At 71.9% G+C, this 21,180-nt stretch carries 22 protein-coding genes and 2 pseudogenes; 19 read left to right on the top strand and 5 right to left on the bottom strand.

Features of this window, described 5'->3' with window-relative positions; genetic code table 11:
• Nucleotide 1: 1 nt before the first annotated feature.
• Nucleotides 2-559 carry a TetR family transcriptional regulator gene (locus P3T35_RS19425; RefSeq protein ID WP_180356312.1) on the top strand — a complete coding sequence of 186 codons (558 nt, stop codon included), beginning with the start codon at nt 2-4 and terminating at the stop codon, nt 557-559.
• A pseudogene (locus tag P3T35_RS19420) lies at nt 556-678 on the top strand (aldo/keto reductase); the annotation flags it as partial. The gene P3T35_RS19425 and the pseudogene P3T35_RS19420, both read left to right, overlap by 4 nt.
• Before the next feature lie 99 nt (nt 679-777).
• Here P3T35_RS19420 and P3T35_RS19415 read toward each other — a convergent pair.
• Nucleotides 778-1,779 carry a helix-turn-helix domain-containing protein gene (locus tag P3T35_RS19415; protein WP_101378874.1) on the bottom strand — a complete coding sequence of 334 codons (1,002 nt, stop codon included), beginning with the start codon at nt 1,777-1,779 and terminating at the stop codon, nt 778-780.
• Nucleotides 1,780-1,850: 71 nt separating this feature from the next.
• On the opposite strand from P3T35_RS19415, the gene P3T35_RS19410 reads away from it, so the two are divergent.
• The 4 genes and pseudogenes from P3T35_RS19410 to P3T35_RS19395 all read left to right on the top strand — a co-directional run.
• Nucleotides 1,851-2,525, top strand: coding sequence for an HD domain-containing protein (locus tag P3T35_RS19410; RefSeq protein ID WP_101378873.1), 675 nt, complete (start codon nt 1,851-1,853; stop codon nt 2,523-2,525).
• 47 nt (nt 2,526-2,572) lie between these two features.
• Nucleotides 2,573-2,995: a RidA family protein gene (locus tag P3T35_RS19405; RefSeq protein WP_101378872.1), complete on the top strand. Its 423-nt coding sequence runs from the start codon at nt 2,573-2,575 to the stop codon at nt 2,993-2,995.
• An 86-nt stretch (nt 2,996-3,081) separates the two neighbouring features.
• On the top strand, nt 3,082-3,303 hold the full coding sequence (locus P3T35_RS19400) for an amidohydrolase family protein (RefSeq protein ID WP_101378871.1): 222 nt from the start codon (nt 3,082-3,084) through the stop codon (nt 3,301-3,303).
• A 260-nt stretch (nt 3,304-3,563) separates the two neighbouring features.
• Nucleotides 3,564-3,716: pseudogene (locus tag P3T35_RS19395) on the top strand (zinc finger domain-containing protein); the annotation flags it as partial.
• A gap of 59 nt (nt 3,717-3,775) precedes the next feature.
• On the opposite strand, the gene P3T35_RS19390 reads toward P3T35_RS19395, so the two are convergent.
• From P3T35_RS19390 to P3T35_RS19375, 4 genes are all read right to left on the bottom strand, one after another.
• Nucleotides 3,776-4,276, bottom strand: coding sequence for a VOC family protein (locus P3T35_RS19390; RefSeq protein WP_101378870.1), 501 nt, complete (start codon nt 4,274-4,276; stop codon nt 3,776-3,778).
• A 137-nt stretch (nt 4,277-4,413) separates the two neighbouring features.
• On the bottom strand, nt 4,414-4,968 hold the full coding sequence (locus P3T35_RS19385; RefSeq protein WP_101378869.1) for a hypothetical protein: 555 nt from the start codon (nt 4,966-4,968) through the stop codon (nt 4,414-4,416).
• 127 nt (nt 4,969-5,095) lie between these two features.
• The gene (locus tag P3T35_RS19380) at nt 5,096-5,485 is read right to left on the bottom strand and encodes an SCO5389 family protein (protein ID WP_101378868.1); all 390 of its coding nucleotides are present in this window, start codon (nt 5,483-5,485) and stop codon (nt 5,096-5,098) included.
• A 282-nt stretch (nt 5,486-5,767) separates the two neighbouring features.
• A complete protein-coding gene (locus P3T35_RS19375) occupies nt 5,768-6,070 on the bottom strand; it encodes a hypothetical protein (protein WP_101378867.1) in 303 nt (100 codons plus the stop codon).
• 169 nt (nt 6,071-6,239) lie between these two features.
• Between P3T35_RS19375 and P3T35_RS19370 the strand changes: the two genes are divergently transcribed.
• From P3T35_RS19370 to hypF, 13 genes are all read left to right on the top strand, one after another.
• Nucleotides 6,240-6,692, top strand: a complete 453-nt coding sequence (locus P3T35_RS19370; protein ID WP_101378866.1) for a MarR family transcriptional regulator — start codon at nt 6,240-6,242, stop codon at nt 6,690-6,692.
• 190 nt (nt 6,693-6,882) lie between these two features.
• Entirely contained in the window at nt 6,883-8,535 is a 1,653-nt protein-coding gene (locus tag P3T35_RS19365; protein WP_101378865.1) for a carboxylesterase family protein, read from the top strand.
• Between the two features lie 383 nt (nt 8,536-8,918).
• On the top strand, nt 8,919-10,736 hold the full coding sequence (locus P3T35_RS19360) for a hydrogenase maturation protein (RefSeq protein ID WP_101378864.1): 1,818 nt from the start codon (nt 8,919-8,921) through the stop codon (nt 10,734-10,736).
• Nucleotides 10,733-11,794: a hydrogenase expression protein HypE gene (locus tag P3T35_RS19355; protein ID WP_101378863.1), complete on the top strand. Its 1,062-nt coding sequence runs from the start codon at nt 10,733-10,735 to the stop codon at nt 11,792-11,794. Before P3T35_RS19360 ends, P3T35_RS19355 begins: the two co-directional genes overlap by 4 nt.
• Before the next feature lie 86 nt (nt 11,795-11,880).
• The gene (locus P3T35_RS19350; RefSeq protein WP_101378862.1) at nt 11,881-13,665 is read left to right on the top strand and encodes a nickel-dependent hydrogenase large subunit; all 1,785 of its coding nucleotides are present in this window, start codon (nt 11,881-11,883) and stop codon (nt 13,663-13,665) included.
• Nucleotides 13,662-14,165, top strand: a complete 504-nt coding sequence (locus P3T35_RS19345; RefSeq protein WP_101378861.1) for a NifU family protein — start codon at nt 13,662-13,664, stop codon at nt 14,163-14,165. Before P3T35_RS19350 ends, P3T35_RS19345 begins: the two co-directional genes overlap by 4 nt.
• Nucleotides 14,162-14,764: a DUF5947 family protein gene (locus P3T35_RS19340; RefSeq protein WP_101378860.1), complete on the top strand. Its 603-nt coding sequence runs from the start codon at nt 14,162-14,164 to the stop codon at nt 14,762-14,764. The genes P3T35_RS19345 and P3T35_RS19340 overlap by 4 nt, the downstream gene beginning before the upstream one ends.
• Nucleotides 14,761-15,408: a DUF6084 family protein gene (locus P3T35_RS19335; RefSeq protein ID WP_101378859.1), complete on the top strand. Its 648-nt coding sequence runs from the start codon at nt 14,761-14,763 to the stop codon at nt 15,406-15,408. Before P3T35_RS19340 ends, P3T35_RS19335 begins: the two co-directional genes overlap by 4 nt.
• Nucleotides 15,409-15,416: 8 nt before the next feature.
• A complete protein-coding gene (locus tag P3T35_RS19330; protein ID WP_101384809.1) occupies nt 15,417-16,859 on the top strand; it encodes a hypothetical protein in 1,443 nt (480 codons plus the stop codon).
• Complete coding sequence (locus P3T35_RS19325; RefSeq protein ID WP_101378858.1) at nt 16,856-17,395, top strand: hydrogenase maturation protease; 540 nt, start codon at nt 16,856-16,858, stop codon at nt 17,393-17,395. The genes P3T35_RS19330 and P3T35_RS19325 overlap by 4 nt, the downstream gene beginning before the upstream one ends.
• Before the next feature lie 254 nt (nt 17,396-17,649).
• A complete protein-coding gene (locus tag P3T35_RS19320) occupies nt 17,650-18,042 on the top strand; it encodes a hydrogenase maturation nickel metallochaperone HypA (protein WP_101378857.1) in 393 nt (130 codons plus the stop codon).
• Between the two features lie 3 nt (nt 18,043-18,045).
• The gene (hypB, locus tag P3T35_RS19315) at nt 18,046-18,843 is read left to right on the top strand and encodes a hydrogenase nickel incorporation protein HypB (protein WP_101378856.1); all 798 of its coding nucleotides are present in this window, start codon (nt 18,046-18,048) and stop codon (nt 18,841-18,843) included.
• Between the two features lie 44 nt (nt 18,844-18,887).
• On the top strand, nt 18,888-21,173 hold the full coding sequence (hypF, locus tag P3T35_RS19310) for a carbamoyltransferase HypF (protein ID WP_348533422.1): 2,286 nt from the start codon (nt 18,888-18,890) through the stop codon (nt 21,171-21,173).
• The last annotated feature ends 7 nt before the right edge of the window (nt 21,174-21,180 follow it).

Genomic DNA, 21,180 nt, shown 5'->3' with positions numbered 1-21,180 from the left:
GGTGCCTCGGCTCACCGACGCGCGCAAGGAACTCCGGAAGACCCAGATCGCCGAGGCCGCCGTCCGCTGCTTCAGTCGCAACGGCCTGGAACGGACCTCGATCGCCGACATCACCGCCGAGTCCGGCCTCTCGGCCGGCTCGATCTACGCCCACTACCGCAACAAGGCCGACCTGGTGCGGGCCGCCGCCCGTGAGGTGCTCGCCAAGCGCGCCGACGTCCTCGGCGAGTACGCCGCGGCCGACGCCCCACCCGGCCCAGACGAACTGCTCTCCCGCCTGATCGCCGCAATCAACCCCGCCGAGGCCCGCGTCGGCGTGCAGACCTGGGGCGAGGCGACCACCGACCCGGCCATGCGCGACATCGTCGTCGACATGACCGACCGGATGCGCGCGATGCTGCACGACTGCGTCACGGCCTGGCTCGTCAAGGTCGAGCAGCACGAGCCGGCGCAGGCTCGGGAGCTCGCCACCCCGATTGCCCACCGGGTCATGGCGCTGTACCAGGCCGAACTGCTGTACACCGCCTTGCGAGCACCGACCGAGGAGACAGCGTCATGACCACCGCGACCGCTTCATTCGCCGCCTGCACCGTATTCCGGATCGGCTACGGCGCATTGGAGCTCGAGCGCCTGCGCGACCGCCGCGGCGAGGCCGTCGCGCTGCTGCGCCGCGCGGTTGGCAAGGTCCTGGTGGACACTGGCGCTCCTGGCTTGCGTAGGAGCCTCACAGGCGCTACGAAACCTCTCATCGGACGGCGGCGACCCGCCTGCGACCCTTCAGTGTCGTGGTGGCCGTTCTCGGTCCGAGCGCGGAGCTGCTGGTGAACGGGCCGGACTGCGCGAGGTCAAGTGTGTGAAGGTGCGGCGGTAGGCGGTGGGGGTGGTGTCCAGTGTGCGCCGGAAGTGCAGTCGCAGGTTGGCTGCGGTGCCCAGCCCGCAGTCCCGCGCGACCTGATCCACCGAGCGGTCCGTGGTTTCCAGCATTTCCCGTGCTCTGCCGAGTCGGGCGTTGAGCAGCCACTGCAACGGGGTGGTGCCCGTCTCCTCGGTGAACCGGCGCATGAAGGTGCGCTGCGAGAGGCCCGCGTGCCGGGCGAGCACGCGCAGCGTGAGCGGCTCGCCGAGCCGTTGCAGGGCCCATCCGCGGATGCTGGAGAGCGATGCCTCGCCGGCCACCGCGACGGGAGCCGGTACGTATTGGGCCTGCCCGCCGTCTCGGTGCGGGGCGGCGACCAGACCGCGGGCGATCTGGTTGGCTGCGTCCGCGCCCAGGTCGCGGCGCACGATGTGCAGGCACAGGTCGATGCCGCAGCACACCCCGGCTGAGGTGAGCACGTCGCCCTGGTCGACGTAGAGCACGTCGCGCTCGACGGTGACGGCTGGGAAGTCCCGTTCGAACTCGTCGATGTGTTTCCAGTGGGTCGTGGCGTGCAGCCCGTCCAGTACGCCCGCCTGGGCCAGCGCGAAGGCGCCCGTGCAGATCGACACCACACGCTTGCCCCGGTCGCGGGCTTGGGCCAGTGCGTCGAGCGCGGCGTCCGGCAACGGGAGGATCGGTTCGAATCCCGGCACGATCACGGTGTCGGCGGTGCGCACCTGTTCCAGGCCCCCGGCGGCGAGCAGGGCGAAACCCGCGGTGGTGGCCACCTTCGCGCCCAGCGCGCACAGGGTCATCTCGTAGGGGGTTTCCGGCCGGGCGGTGAAGATCTGTGCCGGGATCGCCAGGTCGAGCGGGGTGACCCCGTCCAGCGCCAGGACCGCGACGTGATGCACTGTCATGGCAAGATCCTATCGAAGTATGGAAATTTTGCCTCTCACCAGGTCAGGGGGGTCGCGGCCAGGCTGAAGACATGACCGCACCTACCCACGAGGCGACCGCCGACCTGATCACGCTGCCCGGCACTCCGCTTGCCGACGCCGTCGTGAACCTCATCCGGCCAGTGGAGACGCCGTCCGTCGTCAACCACAGCATCCGCAGTTACCTGTTCGCCCGGCTGGTGGCCGACCGCCTCGGCCTGGCCGCCGGCCACGACTACCACGACGACCTGTTGTTCGCCGCGTGCGCGATGCACGACCTCGGCGTGGCGTCGGACGGCCCGCACAGCCAGCGGTTCGAGGTCGAAGGCGCCGACCGGGCCGCCTCGTTCCTGACCGGCCGCGGAGTACCCGCAGCCGACGCCGACCAGGTCTGGCAGGCCATCGCCCTGCACACCTCCCCGGGCATCGCGGAACGCCGCGGCACGCTGTGCCTGCTCGTCCGCGAGGGCGTCACCCTCGACGTCAGCGGCCCGGTGAGCGCCAACACCGTCGACGCCGTCACCGACGAGCAGGCCGACGCCGTGCACGCCGCCTATCCACGGCTGGACATGGCTCGCTCACTCACCGATGCGATCGTCGCGCAAGCCGCGAAAAACCCGAAGAACGCACCCCGGTACACGGTCCCCGGCGAACTCCTGCGCGAACGCGAGACCTTCGGCCGGACCCGGCTGGAGCACACCTGCCGCTCGTCCCGCTGGGGCAACTGACTCCACGAAGCCCACGGCCCCGTCAACAAGGAAAGGGAAGCACCACAATGACCGTCCACACCATCGAGGTCCCCGAGGACAACGCCGTCTTCGGGCAAACCACCAGCGCCTTCGCAAGCTTCGGCTATTCCGCTGCGGTCCGCGCGCACGGCCTCTTGTTCATCGCCGGAACGATCGGTCGCCGCGCCGACGGAACCATCCCGGACACCATCGAAGAGCAGACCGAGATCGCCCTGCGGAAGATCGAAGAGATCCTTCGGCTGGAGAACCTCGACATGTCCGCCCTCGTCGACGTCACCAGCTACCACGTCGACATCCGCCAGCACCTGCCCGGCTTCATCGAGGCCAAGCAGCGCCTCGTCGAAGCCCCCTACCCGACCTGGACGATCATCGGGGTCAGCGGCCTCGCCAGCCCGGGACTCCTCGTCGAGATCCGCGCGACCGCCGCGTACCCCGACGCATCCCGGTAGACCGCCACTCCTGGGCCCGCTTCCGGGCCCAGGAGCCCGTCACGACGGACGTGAGGTTCGTCGCTGTACCAACTCGGCGAACAGGCATGAACCTCTGCTTCAGGCATCAGGGTCCGCTCTGGAAGATCGTCGACATGGCCACCGTCAGCGCGGCGAACGCGCTGGGCATCGGCTCCAACGCCGGACGGCTTGCCGAGGGCTTCCGCGCCGACGTCCTGGTGGTCGACGGCAACCCGTTCGACGAGCTCGACGTACTGCGGCAGGTGCGCCTCGTCCTGGCTGCCGGCCAACCCTTTTCCTGCGCCTGAACCAGCACGCGCGGCGGGCTGAGGATGAACCGTTCCTGGCCCCTGTGCGATTCGGGGTCGTGGCGGAGCGCGCGCTGTCGGACTGCACCGTGCTCCCGGCCCAGCCGGGCGGGACGGCAGACTATGCCCAGGGCTGCCGAGTGGTCGATGCGCGCCTAGCTCCGGTCGGCGCGGGCGTCACACCCTGGACGCCGTTCGGCGAGTTGCCCGCGCCGGCCAGGGTGCTCGCCAAGGCGCAGCGGTTGCTGCATGCCAACCGGATGCGCCCGGGGCATCCGACCACCGGTGAGCTGCGGTCGGACCGCAGCCACTGGGTCTACGGGCGGGCCGGGCAGCCCTGCCGGCGCTGCGGTACGGCGATCCGCACCGCCGGCCAGGGCGTGGCACCGCAGCAGCGGTTGGCGTTCTGGTGTCCCCGCTGCCAGCGCGGGGCCGGGGCCCGGCGCGGTCGGTTGAGGGGGCTCGGGTCGGCTCAGGTCGGGGAGCCGGCCGCGGCGCCGGTGGCCAGTTCGGTGCCCCAGCGGTCGATCGCGGCCTGCAGGTCCAGCGCCCGCATGCCGCCCTCCTCGTCCCCGCTGGGCCAGTCCTCGCGCGGCACCCGCCACATCACCTCGAACTCGTTGCCGTCCGGGTCCTTGGCGTAGAAGGACTTGGAGACGATGTGGTCGGTGGCACCGACCAGGGCGCCGCGCTCGGCGAGCTCACGACCGATCTCGGCCAGCTCGCCCAGGGTGCCGACCTCCCAGGCGAGGTGGTACAGGCCGACCCGGCCGGACTGCGGCCCGGGGGCGCCGGCGCCGATCGCGAACAGGCCGAGGTCGTGGTCGTTGAGGGTCTCCTTGGCGCTCAGGAAGGCGGCCCGTCCGGGGATCTCCACATCGACCTTGAAGCCGAGCACCTCGGTGTAGAAGGCGACGGAGGTCGCGACGTCGCGGATGTAGAGCACCGCGTGATTGAGGCGGCGAACGGGCATGTCGGTCTCCTTGCCGGATGGGCTCGGGCGGTCTGTCCAGATCTAGTTCAAATTTGAACCTCGACGCCTCGACCCTACCTTGTCGTTCGAATTTGAACAACCAGGGCGTCGTCAGCCCTGGTGCAAGGGTCGCGCGCTCAGTGGGCGCCGGCCAGCAGGATGACGGCGGAGCCGAAGAACAGCACGACCACGCTGAGCCAGAACACCGTGAACCCCTTGTCCACCAGCTTGGCGCGGCGCGGGTGGGTGACCCGGGCGAAGTCGGGCCCCAGCCAGCAGCGTGCCGCCGTCAGCAGGGACAGCAGGCCCGCGCCGAGGACGACCAGGGTGACGCAGAAGCCCATCAGGAACCCGGCCGCCCCGGAGGCGTCCTGCTGGCGGCAGTCGCGTGCCACGCAGCGCACCTGCACGGCCTGGTCGGGCGAGTAGGAGCTGGGCATTTCGTCGAGCCGGGCCGACCAGTCACCCTGCTGCGCGTGGACCGTTCCCCAGCAGCTCGTGGTGAAGGTCTTGCCGTCTTTGGAGGTGATGCACTTCTGGATCCGGAACGTCGCCTGGTCGCCGACCAGGCCTGCGTCCAGCACCGCCTGGTCGACGCAGAACGCGGTGCCGATGCCGCCGAGGCCGGTGGCGGCGATGCCGACGGCCGTGTACCTCAGGCCGGCCGCCGTGCCGCTGTCCCGCGAAACCATTGCCGTACCCCGCTCACCTGCACCGATGGACCAAGGGAGGGTAGCGCGGCTCGGCTGCGCGCACGGGTGTGGGGTGGCACCGGGGGGACGGTGCCACCCCACACCCGTGCGGGGAGCGGCTGTTGTCTCAGCAGCTGCGCAGCTCCGGGCTCTGGTTGAGGATCTGGTTCCGCTGCGAGGTGAACTGGCGGTAGGCGTCGCCCTGCTCGCTACCCGGGCGGAAGGCGGCGACCCGGTGGCAGTTGACGAAGGCGAGCTTGACCCCGAAGTGCTGCTCCAGGCTGCCGCGGATGGCGTTGCTGGCGAGGGCGCGCAGCAGCTGGGCCCGCTCGTCGTCGGTCGGAGTGGTGTTGTCGTTGACGAACTCCTCGGCGGTGTCGCCGAGTTCACTGCTCAGGCCGGCGACCACCTGGTAGGCGTACGGGAGCGAGGTGCGGACGGTGTCGATGAACTCGGCCTGGTCGACCTCGCCGGCCTCGGCCTGGGCGAGCAGGGCGGGGGAGACGTTGAGTGACATGGCGGTCCGGCCTTTCGGTATCGAAGATGAAAACCATTAGCACTAAGACTCTTGCCGCGACCTGACACCATGTCAAGTCGCCTGCCCCCGGGCCTGTCGTGCCACTGCCGTCTCGCCGGGTCAAAATTTGGTTTTGAGGTGGCTGGAGATGAAAACCAGGCCGGGCCGGGCTCGGCTGATGCCGACGTCCGCCACGCCGTGGAGCTGACCGGCACCTGTGCCGACTGCGCCGCCGCCGGCCCGGGCTGACCCGGGCCGGCGGCGGCGCAGTCGGGCCCGGGGTCAGTGGTCGTCCCAGTGCCCCGCGTGGGCGGCGTGGCGGTGGCCGTCGTGCACGTAGTCGACATGGTCGCCGTGCGGGACGGCGGTGTGGCCGCAGCCCTCGCCGTGGCGGTGGGTGTGGTCGGAGTGCTCGACGTGGGCCGGGGTCTCGCACTCGTCGACATGGCCGTCGTGGACGCGGTGCAGGTGGCCGTCGTGCACGTAGTCGACGTGGCCGGCGTGCGGGACGGCGGTGTGGCCGCAGCCCTCGCCATGCTGGTGGTCGTGTGCGCTGTGAGTCTGGTGGTCGACCGGGGTGGCCATGGTGTCCGTCCTCTCCTGTGGTGGTTCCAAACCTAGTCATTCCGGACGAAAACGGTCGGCGAATCGCCGGTGGCCGTCCCGTCTGGGGCGGCAGCCGGACCGGCCTGCCCGGGCCTGGCGCCGTACCACAGTTCGCTTCAAATTTGAACGGCCGACTACAGTGGCACCCATGGCAGAGACCCAGTGGCTGGACGAGCAGGAGATGGCGGCCTGGCGCGGCTTCGTGGCGGCAAGCAACCTGGTGGCGCGCCGGCTGGAGCAGCAGCTGAAGGACGAGGCCGGGCTGTCGCACCCGCAGTACGAGATCCTGGTGCACCTGTCGGCCGCGCCCGAGCGCGCCATGCGGATGACCGAGCTGGCCGACCGCGTGATCACCTCCAAGAGCGGTCTGACCTACCAGGTCGCCCAGCTGGAGAAGACGGGACTGGTGGGGCGGCGGTCCTGCGCGAGCGATGTGCGCGGAGTGTTCGCCTATCTCACCGACGAGGGGATGGCCCTGTTGCGCCAGGCGGCGCCCGGGCATGTGGCGGCGGTGCGGGAGGCGCTGATCGACGTGCTGGACCGGGAGCAGCTCGCGGTGCTGGCCGATGCGCTGGGCGAGGTGGCCAGTCGGCTGCGCTGAGCCCGCTGCCTGAGAGGTGACACTCCGTCAGTCCGGGTCCACCCGGGTGGCCTTGTCACCTCCACCCCAGGGTGGAGATCCACGGTTCCACCCGCCGGGTTGATTCCCCGGGCCCCTCGATCGCGCATGCTGGAGGCAGCTGAGGGCCAGTCAGGTCCTCCGGTCCCCGGGTGCGAGAGGGGCGTGCGTCATGGTCCGGACGGCCATCGGCAAGGCGACGGGAGCGGTGGCGGCCGTGCTCGCGCTGCTCGTGGGGGGCCTGCTCGGCGCGGCCGGCCCGGCGGCGGCAGCCGACGGTGGCGGTGGCGCGAGCGTGACCGGCGGGCGCGACTGCCTCGCCCGTACCGGGTTCGGGCGGGTGCAGGGCGTGGCCCAGGGCGCGGTCTGCGCCTACCTCGGCGTGCCGTACGCGGCGCCGCCCACCGGCGCCCGGCGGTTCCGACCGCCGGCCCCGCCGCTGCCCTGGCAGGGCACGCTGGCAGCGACCAAGGCAAAGCCGGGGTGCCCGCAGGACCTGGCCGCCGGCCCCGGAGTCGGCACCGAGGACTGCCTGTACACCCAGATCTGGCAGCCGCGTACCGGCGGTACACACAAACCGGTCATGGTGTTCCTGCACGGCGGCGCGGACGAGTTCGGTGCCGCGAGCGAACCGGTCTTCGACGGCTCTGCGCTGGCCGCGCGCGGCGACGCGGTCGTGGTCAGCGTCGACTACCGGCTCGGGTTGCTCGGCTGGACCGAACTCGGCGGCCTGGATCCGCGCTATGCGGGCTCCGGGAACAACGGGCTGCGCGACGAGATCGCGGCGCTCACCTGGGTGCGGGGGCAGATTCGCGCGTTCGGCGGGGACCCGGGGCGGGTCACGGTCTTCGGGGAGTCGGAAGGCGCGATCTCGATCTCCGCGATGCTGGCCGGTGACCATCCCGAGCGGCTGTTCCAGCGGGCCATCGTGGAGAGCGGGCCGGGCTACCTGGTGCACAACCGCCAGTACGCGCAGGACGCCGCCACGCATGTGCTGGCCGCCGGGAACATCACCAGCGTCGCGCAACTGGACGCGCTGAGCACCGCGCAACTGCTCCAGCTCCAGCAGAAGGCCCAGCAGGGGATCTCGGGAGCGGCCAGCGCGCTCTTCTTCGGCCCGGCCATCGACGGCACCCTGATTCCAGGGCCGGTGGTGGACCGGATCGCGGCCGGCAGCGCCCGCCACGTCGACCTGCTGCTCGGCAGCAACGAGAACGAGACCGACTACTGGGCGCTCTTCGACCCCAGGGTGCTCGACCTGCCGCTCTCCGCCTATCGCAGCTTCCCCGTCGTGCTGGCCGACCGGAAGCAGCAGATGTACCAGGTGTATGCGGCTGACCGGCCGGGCCTGCCGCCGGGCCGGGTGGTCAACGCCATGCTCACCGACCAGGTCTTCCGCGTGCCCACGCTGCGGATGGCCGAGGCCCAGGCCCGCTGGCGGCCCACTCACGTCTACCAGTTCGACTGGCAGGTGCCCTATGTCGCGGGGCTGCCCGAGGCCCAGAACCTCGGCGCCATGCACACCGAGGAAGTGCCCTTCGTCCTCGGCAACCTGGACCTCGACGCCTACCCGCGCGGTGCCGCGACGCTGGCCGCCGAACGGCCGCAACTCACCACCCTCTCCCGGGACATGATGGACGCCTGGTCCGGATTCGCCCGCACCGGTTCGCCGGGCTGGCCGACCTACACCCCGACGGCGCGGACCACCAAGATCTGGGATGTACCAGAGCAACTGCAGAACGCGCCGCAGGACGGTGAACGCGCGCTGTGGGACGATTTCTCCTTCCCCGATTGGACCTTGGAGCCCTGGGCGGCGCAGGGCTGAGCGGGATCGGGCCTCCTCGCCCGCTCAGCCCTGTAGCGGGTCAGCGGTTCCCGGGCTTGATGGGGATCGGCGGTCCACTGAATCCGTGCTGAACCGTGTGTCCGATCAGCGGATTTGTCCGCGCGAAGCGGAGTGACGGCACCCGGTTGGCCGCTACGAGCGCAGCCCCTAGGTTCACTCGGAATCTAGGGGCTGACGCAGTTTCAGATGTGCGAGCGAGTGCCCCGGACGCCCGCCATGGCGCTGGAACCCCCCGCTGAGCCGGATGGGCTCGCGCCATCGGGTGAGCTGACGGACTGTCGGCGCGCTGCGGCGAGCGGGCCGGTTGACGATCGGCGCAAGGCTGAGCCCGCGCCTTCCTAGCGGCCGGCCGGGAGGTTGTCATGCGGATCCTGCTCGTCGCGTCGGCGTTCAACAGTCTCACCCAGCGCACCTTCGCGGAACTCGCCGACCGGGGCCACCGGTTGGAGGTCGCGGTGCTGGCCGGCGACCCGGCCCGGCGCGATCGCACGCTGCGTGCCGCCGTGGCGCGCCATCGGCCCGATCTGGTGGTAGCGCCGATGCTGAAGAGCGCCCTCCCGGCGGACGTCTGGTCCGGGCATACCTGTCTGATCGTGCACCCGGGGCCGCCGGGCGACCGCGGGCCGTCGTCGCTGGACTGGGCGATCGAGGAAGGCGTGCGGGAGTGGGGAGTGACGGTCCTGCAGGCGAACGCCGAGATGGACGCCGGCGCCGTCTGGGCCTCGGCGTCCTGCCCGGTGCCGCCGGTCGGCAAGAGCGACCTCTACCGCAACGAGGTGTCGGACGCCGCGCTGCGCGCCCTGCTTCTCGCCGTCGGCCGCTATGCCGCGGGCGACTGGGAGCCAGGCCGGCAGCAGGCCGAAGCGGCCGTGATCCGGCCGTACTTCGAGCAGGTGCGCCGCCGGATCGACTGGCAGCACGACCCGACCGAGGCGGTGCTGCGCAAGCTGCGCGCCGCCGCCTCCCAGCCGGGCGTGCTGGACCAACTCCTGGGCCGTGAATGGTACTTGCACGGCGGTCACCCGGAGATGGAACTGCGGGGCACACCAGGGGAGTTGCTGGCCACCCGGGCTGGTGCGGTGTGCCGGGCGACCAGTGACGGCGCGGTCTGGATCCCGGAGCTGCGAGCCCGGCGGCAGCCGGGGGAGCCGCCCTCGGTCAAGCTGCCCGCCACCGTGGCGCTCGCCGACCGGATCGCCGAGCTGCCGACCTCCCCGGTGCCACCGGACGCCCCCGACGGGCGCTGGCGCGACATCCGCTACCGCGAGCACGGCCCCGTCGGGGTGCTCTCCTTCGCCTTCCCCGGCGGCGCGATGAGCACCGACCAGTGCCGCCGGCTGCTGGCCGCCTACCGGCAGGCGTGCGCCCGGCCGACCACGGTGCTGGTGCTGGGCGGCGACCGGGACTTCTTCTCCAACGGCATCCACCTGGGAGTGATCGAGGCCGCCGCCGACCCGGCCCAGGAGTCCTGGGACAACCTCAACGCCATGGACGACCTGGTGGAGGCCGTGCTGACCACCACCGACCGGCTGGTGGTGGCGGCGCTGGGCGGCAACGCGGCGGCCGGCGGGGTGATACTGGCGCTGGCGGCCGATCAGATGTGGTGCCGCGACGGCGTGGTGCTCAACGCGCACTACCGGTTGATGGGTCTGTACGGCTCCGAGTACTGGACGTATCTGCTGCCGCGCCGGGTCGGTGCCACCACGGCGACCCGGCTGGTCGACCGGGCGCTGCCGGTCAGTGCCGCCGCCGCGCAGCGGCTCGGGCTGGCGGACGAGCTGCTGCCGTGCGCGCCGCAGGACTTCGCCGCCGCGGTGCTGGACCGGGCGGTGCGGCTCGCCACGACCGGCTCGGTGGTCACCGCCCGGATCGCCGCGAAGAAGGCGGTCCGCGAGGCCGACGAGGCGGTGCGCCCGCTGGCCGCCTACCGCGCGGCGGAGCTGGAGCGGATGCACCGGATCTTCTTCGACCCGGCCGCGCCCTACCACCGGCTCCGCCGGGCCTTCGTCCGAAAGGAACCGCAGACCGGAGCACCGACCGGACAGCGGATCTCGTCGCCATCGGTAGCCGGTGTCACCGGATTGGCTGCGCTCGGTGACGCTTCGGAGCCCGGTAGGCCGGAGGCTGGTGAGGACACCCGCTCACTCGTCTCCCACCTCCCCGAGGAGGCCACCCCATGACCGACACGACCACGGCGCCGACCGCCACCGAGGAGCCGGTGATCCACGTCCTCTGGATCAACGCCGGCCTGAGCTGCGACGGCGACTCCGTCGCACTGACCGCGGCCACTCAGCCCACCATCGAGGAGATCGCACTCAGCGCGCTGCCGGGCCTGCCGAAGATCGCGGTGCACTGGCCGCTGATCGACTACGAGTGCGGTCCGGTGCAGGGAGCCGACACCTTCATCGAATGGTTCTTCAAGGGCGAACGCGGCGAGATCGATCCGTTCGTCCTGGTGGTCGAGGGGTCGATCCCCAATGAGTCGATCAAGAAGGAGGGCTACTGGTGCGGGTTCGGCGACGACCCCGCCACCGGTCAGCCGATCACCACCAGCGAGTGGCTGGACCGGCTGGCGCCCAAGGCCCTGGCCGTGGTGGCGATCGGCACCTGCGCCACCTACGGCGGCATCCACGCGATGTCGGGCAACCCGACCGGTGCCATGGGCGTGCCCGACTATCTGGGCTGGGACTGGAAGTCCAAGGCAGGCATCCCGATCGTCTGCGTGCCGGGCTGCCCGATCAAGCCCGACAACTTCGCCGAGACCCTGGTCTACCTGCTGCACCAGGCCGCCGGGTCGGCCCCGATGATCCCGCTGGACGAACAGTTGCGCCCCGCTTGGCTGTTCGGCGCGACCGTGCACGAGGGCTGCGACCGGGCCGGCTACTACGAGCAGGGCCAGTTCGCCACCGACTACGACTCGCCGCTGTGCCTGGTGCGGCTGGGCTGCTGGGGCCCGGTGGTGAAGTGCAACGTCCCCAAGCGCGGCTGGATGGAGGGACTCGGCGGCTGTCCCAACGTCGGCGGCATCTGCATCGGCTGCACGATGCCCGGGTTCCCCGACAAGTTCATGCCGTTCATGGACAAGCCGCCCGGCGCCACCGTCTCCACCAACGCGAGCGGCATCTACGGCGCGCTGATCCGCAGGCTGCGGTCGATCACGGTCGAGACGCTGGACAAGGAGCCCAGGTGGCGCCACACCGGCCAGAAGCTGACCACCGGTTATCGCAAGCCCTGGTGAGTACCCCCGCGTAGCACCGGCGCGGGGCGGCCGACCCGGCCCCGCGCTGTTCCCCGACCGACTTGATGAAGGGCACGGCAGACACGATGGCACCGACGACGAAGGCGGCCGGCGACGGCAGCGGCCTGGTGGAGATGTCCTGGGATCCGATCACCCGGATCGTGGGCAGCCTCGGCATCCACACGAAGATCGACTTCAAGCAGAAGCGGGTCGCCGAGTGCTACAGCACCTCGTCGGTCTTCCGTGGGTACAGCGTCTTCATGCGCGGCAAGGATCCGCGCGACGCGCACTTCATCACCAGTCGGATCTGCGGCATCTGCGGCGACAACCACGCCACCTGCTCGGTGTACGCGCAGAACATGGCGTACGGGGTGAAGCCACCGCACCTCGGCGAGTGGCTGATCAACCTCGGTGAGTCGGCCGAGTACATGTTCGACCACAACATCTTCCAGGAGAACCTGGTCGGGGTGGACTACTGCGAACGGATGGTCAAGGAGACCAACCCCGGAGTCCTCGAACTCGCCGAGCGCACCCCGGCCCCGCACGCCGGCGACCACGGCTACAAGACCATCGCCGACATCATGCGCTCGCTCAACCCCCTGGAGGGCGAGTTCTACCGGGAGGCGCTGCAGGTCAGCCGCTACACCCGGGAGATGTTCTGCCTGATGGAGGGTCGCCATGTGCACCCCTCCACGCTCTACCCCGGCGGCACCGGCACCATCGCCTCGGTGCAGCTCTTCACCGACTACCTGAGCCGCCTGATGCGCTACGTCGAGTTCATGAAGCGGGTGGTGCCGCTCCACGACGACCTGTTCGACTTCTTCTACCAGGCGCTGCCCGGCTATGAGGAGGTCGGCCGCCGACGGGTGCTGCTCGGCTGCTGGGGTGCCCTCAACGACCCCGAGTACTGCGACTTCACCTACCGCAACATGACCGACTGGGGCCGGCGGATGTTCGTCACCCCCGGCGTGGTGGTGGACGGCAAGCTGGTCACCAACGACCTCACCCAGATCAACCTGGGCATCCGGATCCTGCTCGGCAGCTCCTACTACCAGGACTGGGAGGGCAAGGAGCAGTTCGTCACCCACGACCCGCTCGGCAACCCGGTCGACCCGCGCCACCCGTGGAACCAGCACACCATCCCGGCACCGCAGAAGCGGAACTTCGACGACAAGTACAGCTGGGTGATGTCGCCGCGCTGGTTCGACGGCAAGGAATACCTGCCGCTGGACACCGGCGGCGGCCCGATCGCCCGGCTCTGGTCGACCGCGCTCTCCGGCCTGGTGGACATCGGCTACATCAAGGCGACCGGCCACAGCGTGGTGATCAACCTGCCCAAGACGCTCACCAAGCCGGAGACCACCTTCGAGTGGAAGATCCCGCAGTGGAGCAACGCGCTGGAGCGCAACCGGGCCCGCACCTACTTCCAGGCCTACGCGGCCGCCGCCGCACTGCACTTCGCCGAGAAGGGCCTCGCCGAGGTGCGGGCCGGGCGCACCCGGACCTGGGAGAAGTTCGAGGTCCCCGACGAGGGCCTGGGCGTCGGCTTCACCGAGGCGGTCCGCGGCGTGCTCTCGCACCACCTGGTGATCCGCGACGGCAAGATCGCCAACTACCACCCGTACCCGCCGACCCCGTGGAACGCCAGCACCCGCGACACCTTCGGCACCCCGGGCCCGTACGAGGACGCCGTGCAGAACACCCCGATCTTCGAGGAGAACACCCCGGAGAACTTCAAGGGCATCGACATCATGCGGGCCGTGCGCAGCTTCGACCCCTGCCTGCCCTGCGGCGTCCACATGTACCTGGGTCAGGGCCGCAGCGTGCAGACCATGCACGTGCCCACCGGCCTGAGCGGACTGGGCGGATGAGCGCCCCGGTGCAGTCCGGGGCGGACCCGGCGCGGACCGCGCGGCGGATCGAGGAACTGCTGGACCGGCTGTCCGGCGACCTGGAGGCGTCGGCGGCCGGCGAACAACTGGTGGGCGCCCTCATGGAGTTCTACGGCGCGGGCCTGGCCAGGATCGTCGAACTGGTCGGCGCCGCCACGGTGAGCCGCACCCTGCTGGACGACGAGCTGGTGGCCCACCTGCTCGCCCTGCACGACCTGCACCCGGAGGAGCCGGCCGCCCGGATCGCCCGGGCGCTGGCCGGCCAGCCGGTCGAGGTGCTGGGCTTCGACGAGGGCACCCTGCGGATCCGGGCCAGTGGCGGCGGGAGTTGCGGCTGCCCCAGCACCGCGGGCGCCACCCGCGAGGCGGTGGTGGCCGCGCTGGCCGGCCTGGCACCGGAGGTGACGGCGGTGGAGCTGGCCGCCGAGCCGCCGGCGCTGCTGCAGATCGGCACCCGCCCGCCGGGCAGCGGCTCATGACGGCGGGCCTGCGCCGCTTCCTGGCGCCCCGCGCTCCCGAACCGGAGCACTGCGCACTGTGCTCCGCCGCGCTGTCCGAGCACGGCCACCGCCACCTGGTCGACACCGAGCGGCGCTCGCTGGCCTGCGCCTGCACACCGTGCGGCCTGCTCTTCGAGCAGTCCGGCACCGGCCGCTACCGTGCCGTGCCGGACCGCTATCTGACGGACCATCGACTCCAAGTGTCCTGGGAGCGCTTGCAGATCCCGGTCGGTGTCGCGTTCTTCTTCCGCAACAGCGACCTGGACCGGCTGGTCGCGCTCTATCCGGGCCCGGCCGGGGCCACCGAGAGCGAGGTCGATCCCGAGGCCTGGGAGGCGGTGCTGGCCGGGACCAGGCTGGCCGGCCTGCTGGAGCCGGACGTGGAGGCCCTGCTGCTGCGCCGCACCCGCGACGGCGTCTCCTGCTACCTGGTGCCGATCGACATCTGCTACCAGCTGGTGGGGCGAATGCGCCTGCACTGGAAGGGATTTGACGGCGGCTCCCGGGCCCAGGCCGAGCTGGCCGAGTTCTTCGAGCACGTCGCCGCCCGCGCCAAGGCACCGGAGGAGGTCGCATGACGCAGTTCACCTTCCAGTGCACCGGCGTTCGGGCCGACCGCTATGCCGCCGGACCCACCCTGGTGTTCCGGCTGCGGATCACCACCGAGCCGCAAGTCCGGGTCCACGCCCTGGCGTTGCGCTGCCAGCTGCGGATCGAACCGGCCCGGCGCGGCTACCGCGAGGACGAGGAAGCCGGGCTGGCCGACCTGTTCGGCGACCGGTCGCGCTGGGCCACCACCCTGAAGCCGCTGCGGTTCGCCGACATCGCGCTGATGGTCCCGGGGTTCACCGGCGAGGGCGAAGCGGATCTGGTGGTGCCGTGCAGCTACGACCTGGACATCGCCGCCAGTCGCTACTTCGACGCGCTGCGGGAGGGCGACCTGCCGCTTCTGCTGCTCTTCTCCGGCACCGCGTTCACCGGGGCGGGCGGCTACCAGGTCGAGCCGGTGCCGTGGGACCGGGAGGCCCGCCGCGCGGTGCCGGTCACGGTCTGGCGCGAGATGATCGACCAGCACTTCCCCGGCTGCGGCTGGCTGCGGCTGCCCCGCGACACCATGCGCGACCTGCTGGCCTACCGCTCCCGCCAGGCCCTGCCCAGCTGGGAGTCGACGGTCCGGCAACTGCTCGCCGACGCCGACGCGGCCCAGGGAGCCGTCCGGTGACCGCGTCCATGCTCACCCCGCAGATCGAGGCCCGCTTCGCCGCCGTCCGGCAACTGGCCGACGCGGTGCTCTTCGAGGGATACGTGCTCTACCCGTACCGGGCCTCGGCGGCGAAGAACCGCCTGCGCTGGCAGTTCGGGGTGCTCGCACCGCCCGACTGGGGAGCCGACCAGGGCGAGCACAGCAGCCAGCGCACCGAATGCCTGCTGGAACCACGCGGCGACGCCGTGCTCTTCGCGGAGCTGCGGTTCCTGCGCGCCCAGCGGCGGACGGTCCAACGGGCCGACCCGCCGGACTTTGTGACGGTGGCCGAACTGGAGCTGCCCGACCGGGTGTTGACGCCCTGGGACGAGGGCGTCGAGGAGCGGGTCCAACTCGCCCTGCCGATCGCCGACCTGGGGGAGCAGCCGCGGATCCTGCCGTTCTCCCGGCCCGCCGGGGAGGAGACGGAGGAGGTCAGGGGCCAGGACGGCCGCCTGCTCGGACGCCTGATCCGCCGCCGCGCCGAGCTGACCGGCGAACTGCGGATCAGCTGCGTGGAACTCTCCGGACCGTACACCGTAAGGAAGTTGACGGTCGAGGTGGCCAACACCGCCGACTGGCAGCCGGAACCGGACGCCGACCGGGAGGCGGCCCTGCCACGCTCCCTGGTCTCCGCCCATCTGCTGCTCGGCCTGGACCGCGGCCGCTTCCTGTCACCCACCGACCCGCCCGAGTGGGCCAGGCCCGCCACCGCCGACTGCGCCAACGCCCACACCTGGCCGGTGCTGGCCGGTGAGCCGGGCAGCGGTGACCTGCTGCTCTGCGCACCGATCATCCTGGAGGACCACGCCGCGATCGCCCCGGAGAGCCCCGGCGTGCTCTACGACGCGCTGGAGATCGACGAGATCCTCACCCTGCGCACCGCGGCGCTGACCGACCGGGAGAAGCGCGAGGCCAGGGGGACCGACGCCCGCGCCGCCGCGGTGATCGAGCTCGCCGACACGCTGCCGCCCCAAGTGCTGGAGCGCCTGCACGGGGCGGTCCGGTCGCTGCGCGAGATCACCGAACCGGCGGCGGCAGCCGACCCGGACGACGCGTTGCAGCGGCTGCTCTCGCCGGGCACACCCTGGTGGGACCCGCAAGCCGACGCCAGCGTCGATCCGCAGCGGGACACGGTGCTGGTGGACGGCCGACCGGTCGGCGCCGGCAGCCGGGTGGTGCTGCGCCCCGGGCGGCGGCGCACCGATGCCCAGGACCTGTTCCTGCACGGCCGCGGCGCCCTGGTCGAGGCGGTGCTGCACGACGTGGACGGCGGCGTGCACCTGGCCGTCACCGTCGACGGGGACCCCGGCGCCGACATCCGCCGCGAGCAGGGCCGCTTCCTCTACTTCCAACCCGACGAAGTGACCCTTCAAGCCGGTGAGGTGACCGTTCGGCCCGACAAGGCGACCTCGGTGGTGGAGACATGACCGGGGCGGCCAGGACCCTGGTCGCCGGGGTGGGCAACATCTTCCTCGGCGACGACGGCTTCGGCGTCGAGGTGGCCCGCCGGCTGGCGGCCGAACCGCTGCCCGAGCAGGTGGAGGTGGCGGACATCGGAGTCCGCGGCGTGCACCTCGCCTACCAACTGCTGGACGGCTACGACACACTCGTCCTGGTCGACGCGACCACCCGGGGCGGCGCGCCCGGCACGCTGTACCTGATCGAGCCGGACGGCGGCGCCCCCGTCGACCCGGACGCGGCGGTGCTGGACGGCCACCGGATGGCCCCGGACGCGGTGCTGGGGCTGATCGGCTCACTCTGCGCCGGCACCGGCACCGCGCCGCCCAGGCGGATCGCGGTGGTCGGCTGCGAGCCGGCCTGCCTCGACGAGGGCCTCGGGCTCACCGCACCGGTCGCGGCCGCCGTGCCGCGCGCCGTCGAGCTGGTCCACCGGCTGCTCGCAGCCGACGTTCCGGGCGCTCCGCCCATCCAGACCGCGACCGGCGTGGCCGCGGACCGTTGAGAGGACGAATCCCGATGACGAAGTGCGTGTTCAAGGCGTTGGTCGTGGCCGGTCTGGCCTGGGCCGCCGTCCAGTTGGCACCGGACGTGAAGCGGTACCTGCGGATCCGCGCCATGTGACGAACCGTCAGATCCGCAACCCGGCCTGGTCCGAACGGGCTATGGCGCGGCGCGGCGGCCGCGCGGCGGTCGGCCCGGAGTCCTGTAATGGTCCAGCGCGGCCCCCGGAGCAGCGGGCCGCGCGGGAAGGGCGCGATGCACGAGATGTCGATCGCCGTGGCCGTCGTCGGCCAGGTGGAGGAAGCCGCGCTGGCGGCCGGCGCCACCGCCGTCCGGTCGGTGCTGCTCCAGGTGGGCGAACTGGCCGGAGTGGTACCGGAGGCGCTTGACTTCTGCTTCCAGCTCGCCTGCGCCGACACGGTGCTGGCCGACTGCGAGCTGATCGTCGAAGCCGTGCCCGGACGGGCCCGGTGCCGGCCCTGCGCGTCCGACTGGCCGGTCGGCCTGCCGCCGAGCCTGAGCTGCCCGCAGTGCGGCACACCCGCCGCCGAACTGCTCGCCGGCCGCGAGCTGCAGATCGCCAGCGTGCGGTGGGAGGACGGCGCCGCACCCACCGACACCCCCGAGCCCGACCTCCAGGAGTGCTGAGCCATGTGCCGTGTGGTCGACCTGCAGCAGGCGGTCCTCGCCAAGAACGACCTCGCCGCGCGGCGCCTGCGCGACCGGCTGGCGGTGCGCGGCACCACGGCCGTCAATCTGCTCTCCAGCCCGGGCAGTGGCAAAACCGCCCTGCTGGAAGCCGAGTTGACGATGGCCCGGCAGCGAGGCATCGGCGTGGCCGCCCTCACCGCCGACCTCGCCACCGAGAACGACGCCCAGCGGCTGGCGCGCTCCGGCGTGCCCGTCAAGCAGGTGCTGACCGACGGGCTCTGCCACCTGGAGGCTGAGATGCTGGCCGGCCACCTGGACGGCTGGCTGCCCGACACCACCGCGCTGCTCTTCGTGGAGAACGTCGGCAACCTGGTCTGCCCGGCCTCCTACCAGCTCGGTGAGTCACTGCGGGTGGCGTTGGCCGCGGTGACCGAGGGCGAGGACAAGCCGCTGAAGTACCCGACCGCGTTCGGGCTCGCCAACCTGGTGGTGGTCACCAAGACCGACATCGCCGAGGCGGTCGGCTTCGACGAGGCCGCCTTCCGGGCCAATGTGCAGCAGATCAACCCGGGGGTGGAGATCCTGCTGACCTCCGCCCGGACGGGTGCGGGCATCGGGCTGCTGCTGGAGCGGGCACTGGCGGTGCACACGGGCGCCGACGTCCACCTGCCGGCGCTGGCCCGCAGTGCCCAGCCTGCCGAGCCACATGAACACCAAGAGCCGCATGCCGCGCATGAGCACCATGGGCCGGATGAGCAGCACGGCCACCCGCACCCCGCCCCGGCGCCGACGAGGTGACGGCCGTTCGGCCCGCCGGTGCGGAGGTGGTGGAACGCCGCCGGGTGACCGTCCAGGGAGTGGTGCAGGGCGTCGGCTTCCGGCCCTTCGTCTACAGCCTCGCCACCGGCCTTGGCCTGGCCGGACAGGTCGAGAACACGGGCGAGGGCGTGCTCGCCGAGGTCGAGGGCCCACCCGAGGCACTGACCCGGTTCTGCACCCTGCTCGCCGACCAGGCGCCGCCACTCGCGGTGGTCGACACCGTCCGCTACGAGAGGCTGCCACCGCAGGGCACCGCGGGCTTCGCCATCCTCACCTCGGGCCGCGCCGGGCAGGCCCGCACCCTGGTCGCACCCGACACCGCCACCTGCGCCGACTGCCTGGCCGAGCTCACCGACCCGGCCGACCGGCGCTACCGGCACCCGTTCATCACCTGCACCCACTGCGGTCCGCGCTTCACCATCGTCACCGGCCTGCCCTACGACCGGGCGATGACCACGATGGCCGACTTCCCGATGTGCGCAAGTTGTGCCCGTGAGTACGCCGATCCGGCCGACCGGCGCTTCCATGCCCAGCCGATCGCCTGCCACGACTGCGGACCCCGGCTCCGGCTGGTAACCGCCCTGGGGGAGACGGTCGTTGACGACCCGATGACCGAAGCCCGCCGCCTGCTGGGCGCCGGAGCCATCCTCGCGGTCAAGGGTCTGGGCGGCTACCACCTGGCCTGCGACGCCCGCGACCCGGCCGCCGTGGCCCGGCTGCGCCGCCGCAAGGCGCGCGGGGGCAAGCCGTTCGCGCTGATGGCCGCCGACCTGGCCGAGATCGCCGACCTGGTCCAGCTCGGGCCCGAGGAGACCGCGCTGCTCACCGGGAAGGTGCGGCCGATCGTGCTGCTGCGCCGACGCGCCGGCGGCCCCTCGACGTCGCCGGCGGCGGTCGCCCCCGGCAGCCCCGACCTGGGCGTGATGCTCCCGTACACCCCGCTGCACCACCTGCTGCTCGGCCTGCCCGGTGACCCGCCGGGGCCGCGCCTGCTGGTGATGACCAGCGGCAATCTTTCCGGCGAGCCGATCGTCACCGACGACGCCGAGGCGCTGGAGCGGCTGGCCGGGCTGGCCGACGCCTGGCTCACCCACGACCGGCCGATCCAGGTGCCCTGCGACGACTCGGTGGTGCGGGTGTGCGACGGGGAGCAGCTGACGCTGCGCCGTTCCCGGGGCTACGCGCCGCTGCCGCTGACGCTGCCCTTCCCGGTCCCGCCCACCCTGGCGGTCGGCGGTGACCTCAAGAACGCGTTCTGCCTGGGCGAGGGGCGCCGGGCCTGGCTCTCCGGCCACATCGGCGACATGGACGACCTCGCCACCCAGCAGGCGTTCGCCCGGGCCGAGGAGCAGTTGGAGTCGATCACTGCCGTGCGGCCCGAACGGCTGGCGGCCGACCGCCACCCCGGCTACCGCTCCACCGGCTGGGCCAGGCGGCACGCCGGTGGGCGCCCGCTGCGGCTGGTCCAGCACCACCATGCGCACATCGCGGCCGCGATGGCCGAGAACGGGCTCGGCGTGGCCGAGCAGGTGATCGGCGTGGCCTTCGACGGCACCGGGTACGGGGACGACGGCGCCGTCTGGGGCGGCGAGTTCCTGCTGGCCGGCTACCACCGGTACCGGCGCCTCGCGCACCTCGGGTACGTGCCGCTGCCGGGTGGTGATGCGGCAGTCGAGCGCCCCTACCGGATGGCGCTGGCCCACCTCTGGGCGGCCGGCTTGCCCTGGGATCCGCGGCTGCCCGCGGTGAGCGCCTGCCCGCCCGGCGAACTCAGGTTGCTGAGACGGCAGTTGGAGCGCGGCCTGAACTGCGTGCCCACCTCCAGCATGGGGCGGCTGTTCGACGCGGTCGCCGCCCTGGCCGGGGTCTGCCAGCAGGCCGGCTACGAGGCGCAGGCCGCGATCGAGTTGGAGGCCGCGGCGGTGGCGGCCGGCAGCGCGGCCGCCTCGGGCTACGCCTTCGCCCGGCGTGCGGGCGATCCCGCGAGCGTCGACCCAGGGCCGGTGATCGCGGCCGTGGTCGCCGATCAACTGGCGGGTGTAGAACGCGAGTTGATTGCTCTTCGGTTCCACGAGGCGGTGGCCCGGCTGGTCCGGGACGTCTGCGTCGACGCTCGGCAGCACCACGGCCTGGGCCAAGTCGCGCTCAGCGGCGGAGTGTTCGCCAACACGGTGCTGGCGACCCGGTGCGCCGAGCAGCTGCGGGCCGACGGCTTCACCGTGCTGCGCCACCGGATGGTGCCGCCCAACGACGGCGGGCTCGCGCTCGGCCAGCTGCTCGCGGCGGCTGCGGTGCCATCGGGGCACTGAACGACCA

The sequence above is a fragment of the Kitasatospora sp. GP30 genome, from assembly GCF_029892145.1.
GTDB classification, from domain to species: domain Bacteria; phylum Actinomycetota; class Actinomycetes; order Streptomycetales; family Streptomycetaceae; genus Kitasatospora; species Kitasatospora acidiphila.
Note: the sequence above shows the minus strand (reverse complement) of the source record. Positions and strands in the feature narration are given on the sequence as shown.

Coding starts and splice junctions, on each gene's coding strand:
- P3T35_RS19405 (WP_101378872.1), top strand. CDS start 2,573: ATGACCGTCCACACCATCGAGGTCCCCGAGGACAACGCCGTCTTCGGG.
- P3T35_RS19325 (WP_101378858.1), top strand. CDS start 16,856: ATGACCGGGGCGGCCAGGACCCTGGTCGCCGGGGTGGGCAACATCTTC.
- hypB (WP_101378856.1), top strand. CDS start 18,046: ATGTGCCGTGTGGTCGACCTGCAGCAGGCGGTCCTCGCCAAGAACGAC.
- P3T35_RS19340 (WP_101378860.1), top strand. CDS start 14,162: ATGACGGCGGGCCTGCGCCGCTTCCTGGCGCCCCGCGCTCCCGAACCG.
- P3T35_RS19320 (WP_101378857.1), top strand. CDS start 17,650: ATGCACGAGATGTCGATCGCCGTGGCCGTCGTCGGCCAGGTGGAGGAA.
- P3T35_RS19415 (WP_101378874.1), bottom strand. CDS start 1,779: ATGACAGTGCATCACGTCGCGGTCCTGGCGCTGGACGGGGTCACCCCG.
- P3T35_RS19330 (WP_101384809.1), top strand. CDS start 15,417: ATGCTCACCCCGCAGATCGAGGCCCGCTTCGCCGCCGTCCGGCAACTG.
- P3T35_RS19390 (WP_101378870.1), bottom strand. CDS start 4,276: ATGCCCGTTCGCCGCCTCAATCACGCGGTGCTCTACATCCGCGACGTC.
- P3T35_RS19360 (WP_101378864.1), top strand. CDS start 8,919: ATGCGGATCCTGCTCGTCGCGTCGGCGTTCAACAGTCTCACCCAGCGC.
- P3T35_RS19380 (WP_101378868.1), bottom strand. CDS start 5,485: ATGTCACTCAACGTCTCCCCCGCCCTGCTCGCCCAGGCCGAGGCCGGC.
- P3T35_RS19385 (WP_101378869.1), bottom strand. CDS start 4,968: ATGGTTTCGCGGGACAGCGGCACGGCGGCCGGCCTGAGGTACACGGCC.
- P3T35_RS19345 (WP_101378861.1), top strand. CDS start 13,662: ATGAGCGCCCCGGTGCAGTCCGGGGCGGACCCGGCGCGGACCGCGCGG.
- P3T35_RS19335 (WP_101378859.1), top strand. CDS start 14,761: ATGACGCAGTTCACCTTCCAGTGCACCGGCGTTCGGGCCGACCGCTAT.
- P3T35_RS19350 (WP_101378862.1), top strand. CDS start 11,881: ATGGCACCGACGACGAAGGCGGCCGGCGACGGCAGCGGCCTGGTGGAG.
- P3T35_RS19375 (WP_101378867.1), bottom strand. CDS start 6,070: ATGGCCACCCCGGTCGACCACCAGACTCACAGCGCACACGACCACCAG.
- P3T35_RS19400 (WP_101378871.1), top strand. CDS start 3,082: ATGAACCTCTGCTTCAGGCATCAGGGTCCGCTCTGGAAGATCGTCGAC.
- P3T35_RS19370 (WP_101378866.1), top strand. CDS start 6,240: ATGGCAGAGACCCAGTGGCTGGACGAGCAGGAGATGGCGGCCTGGCGC.
- P3T35_RS19365 (WP_101378865.1), top strand. CDS start 6,883: ATGGTCCGGACGGCCATCGGCAAGGCGACGGGAGCGGTGGCGGCCGTG.
- P3T35_RS19355 (WP_101378863.1), top strand. CDS start 10,733: ATGACCGACACGACCACGGCGCCGACCGCCACCGAGGAGCCGGTGATC.
- P3T35_RS19410 (WP_101378873.1), top strand. CDS start 1,851: ATGACCGCACCTACCCACGAGGCGACCGCCGACCTGATCACGCTGCCC.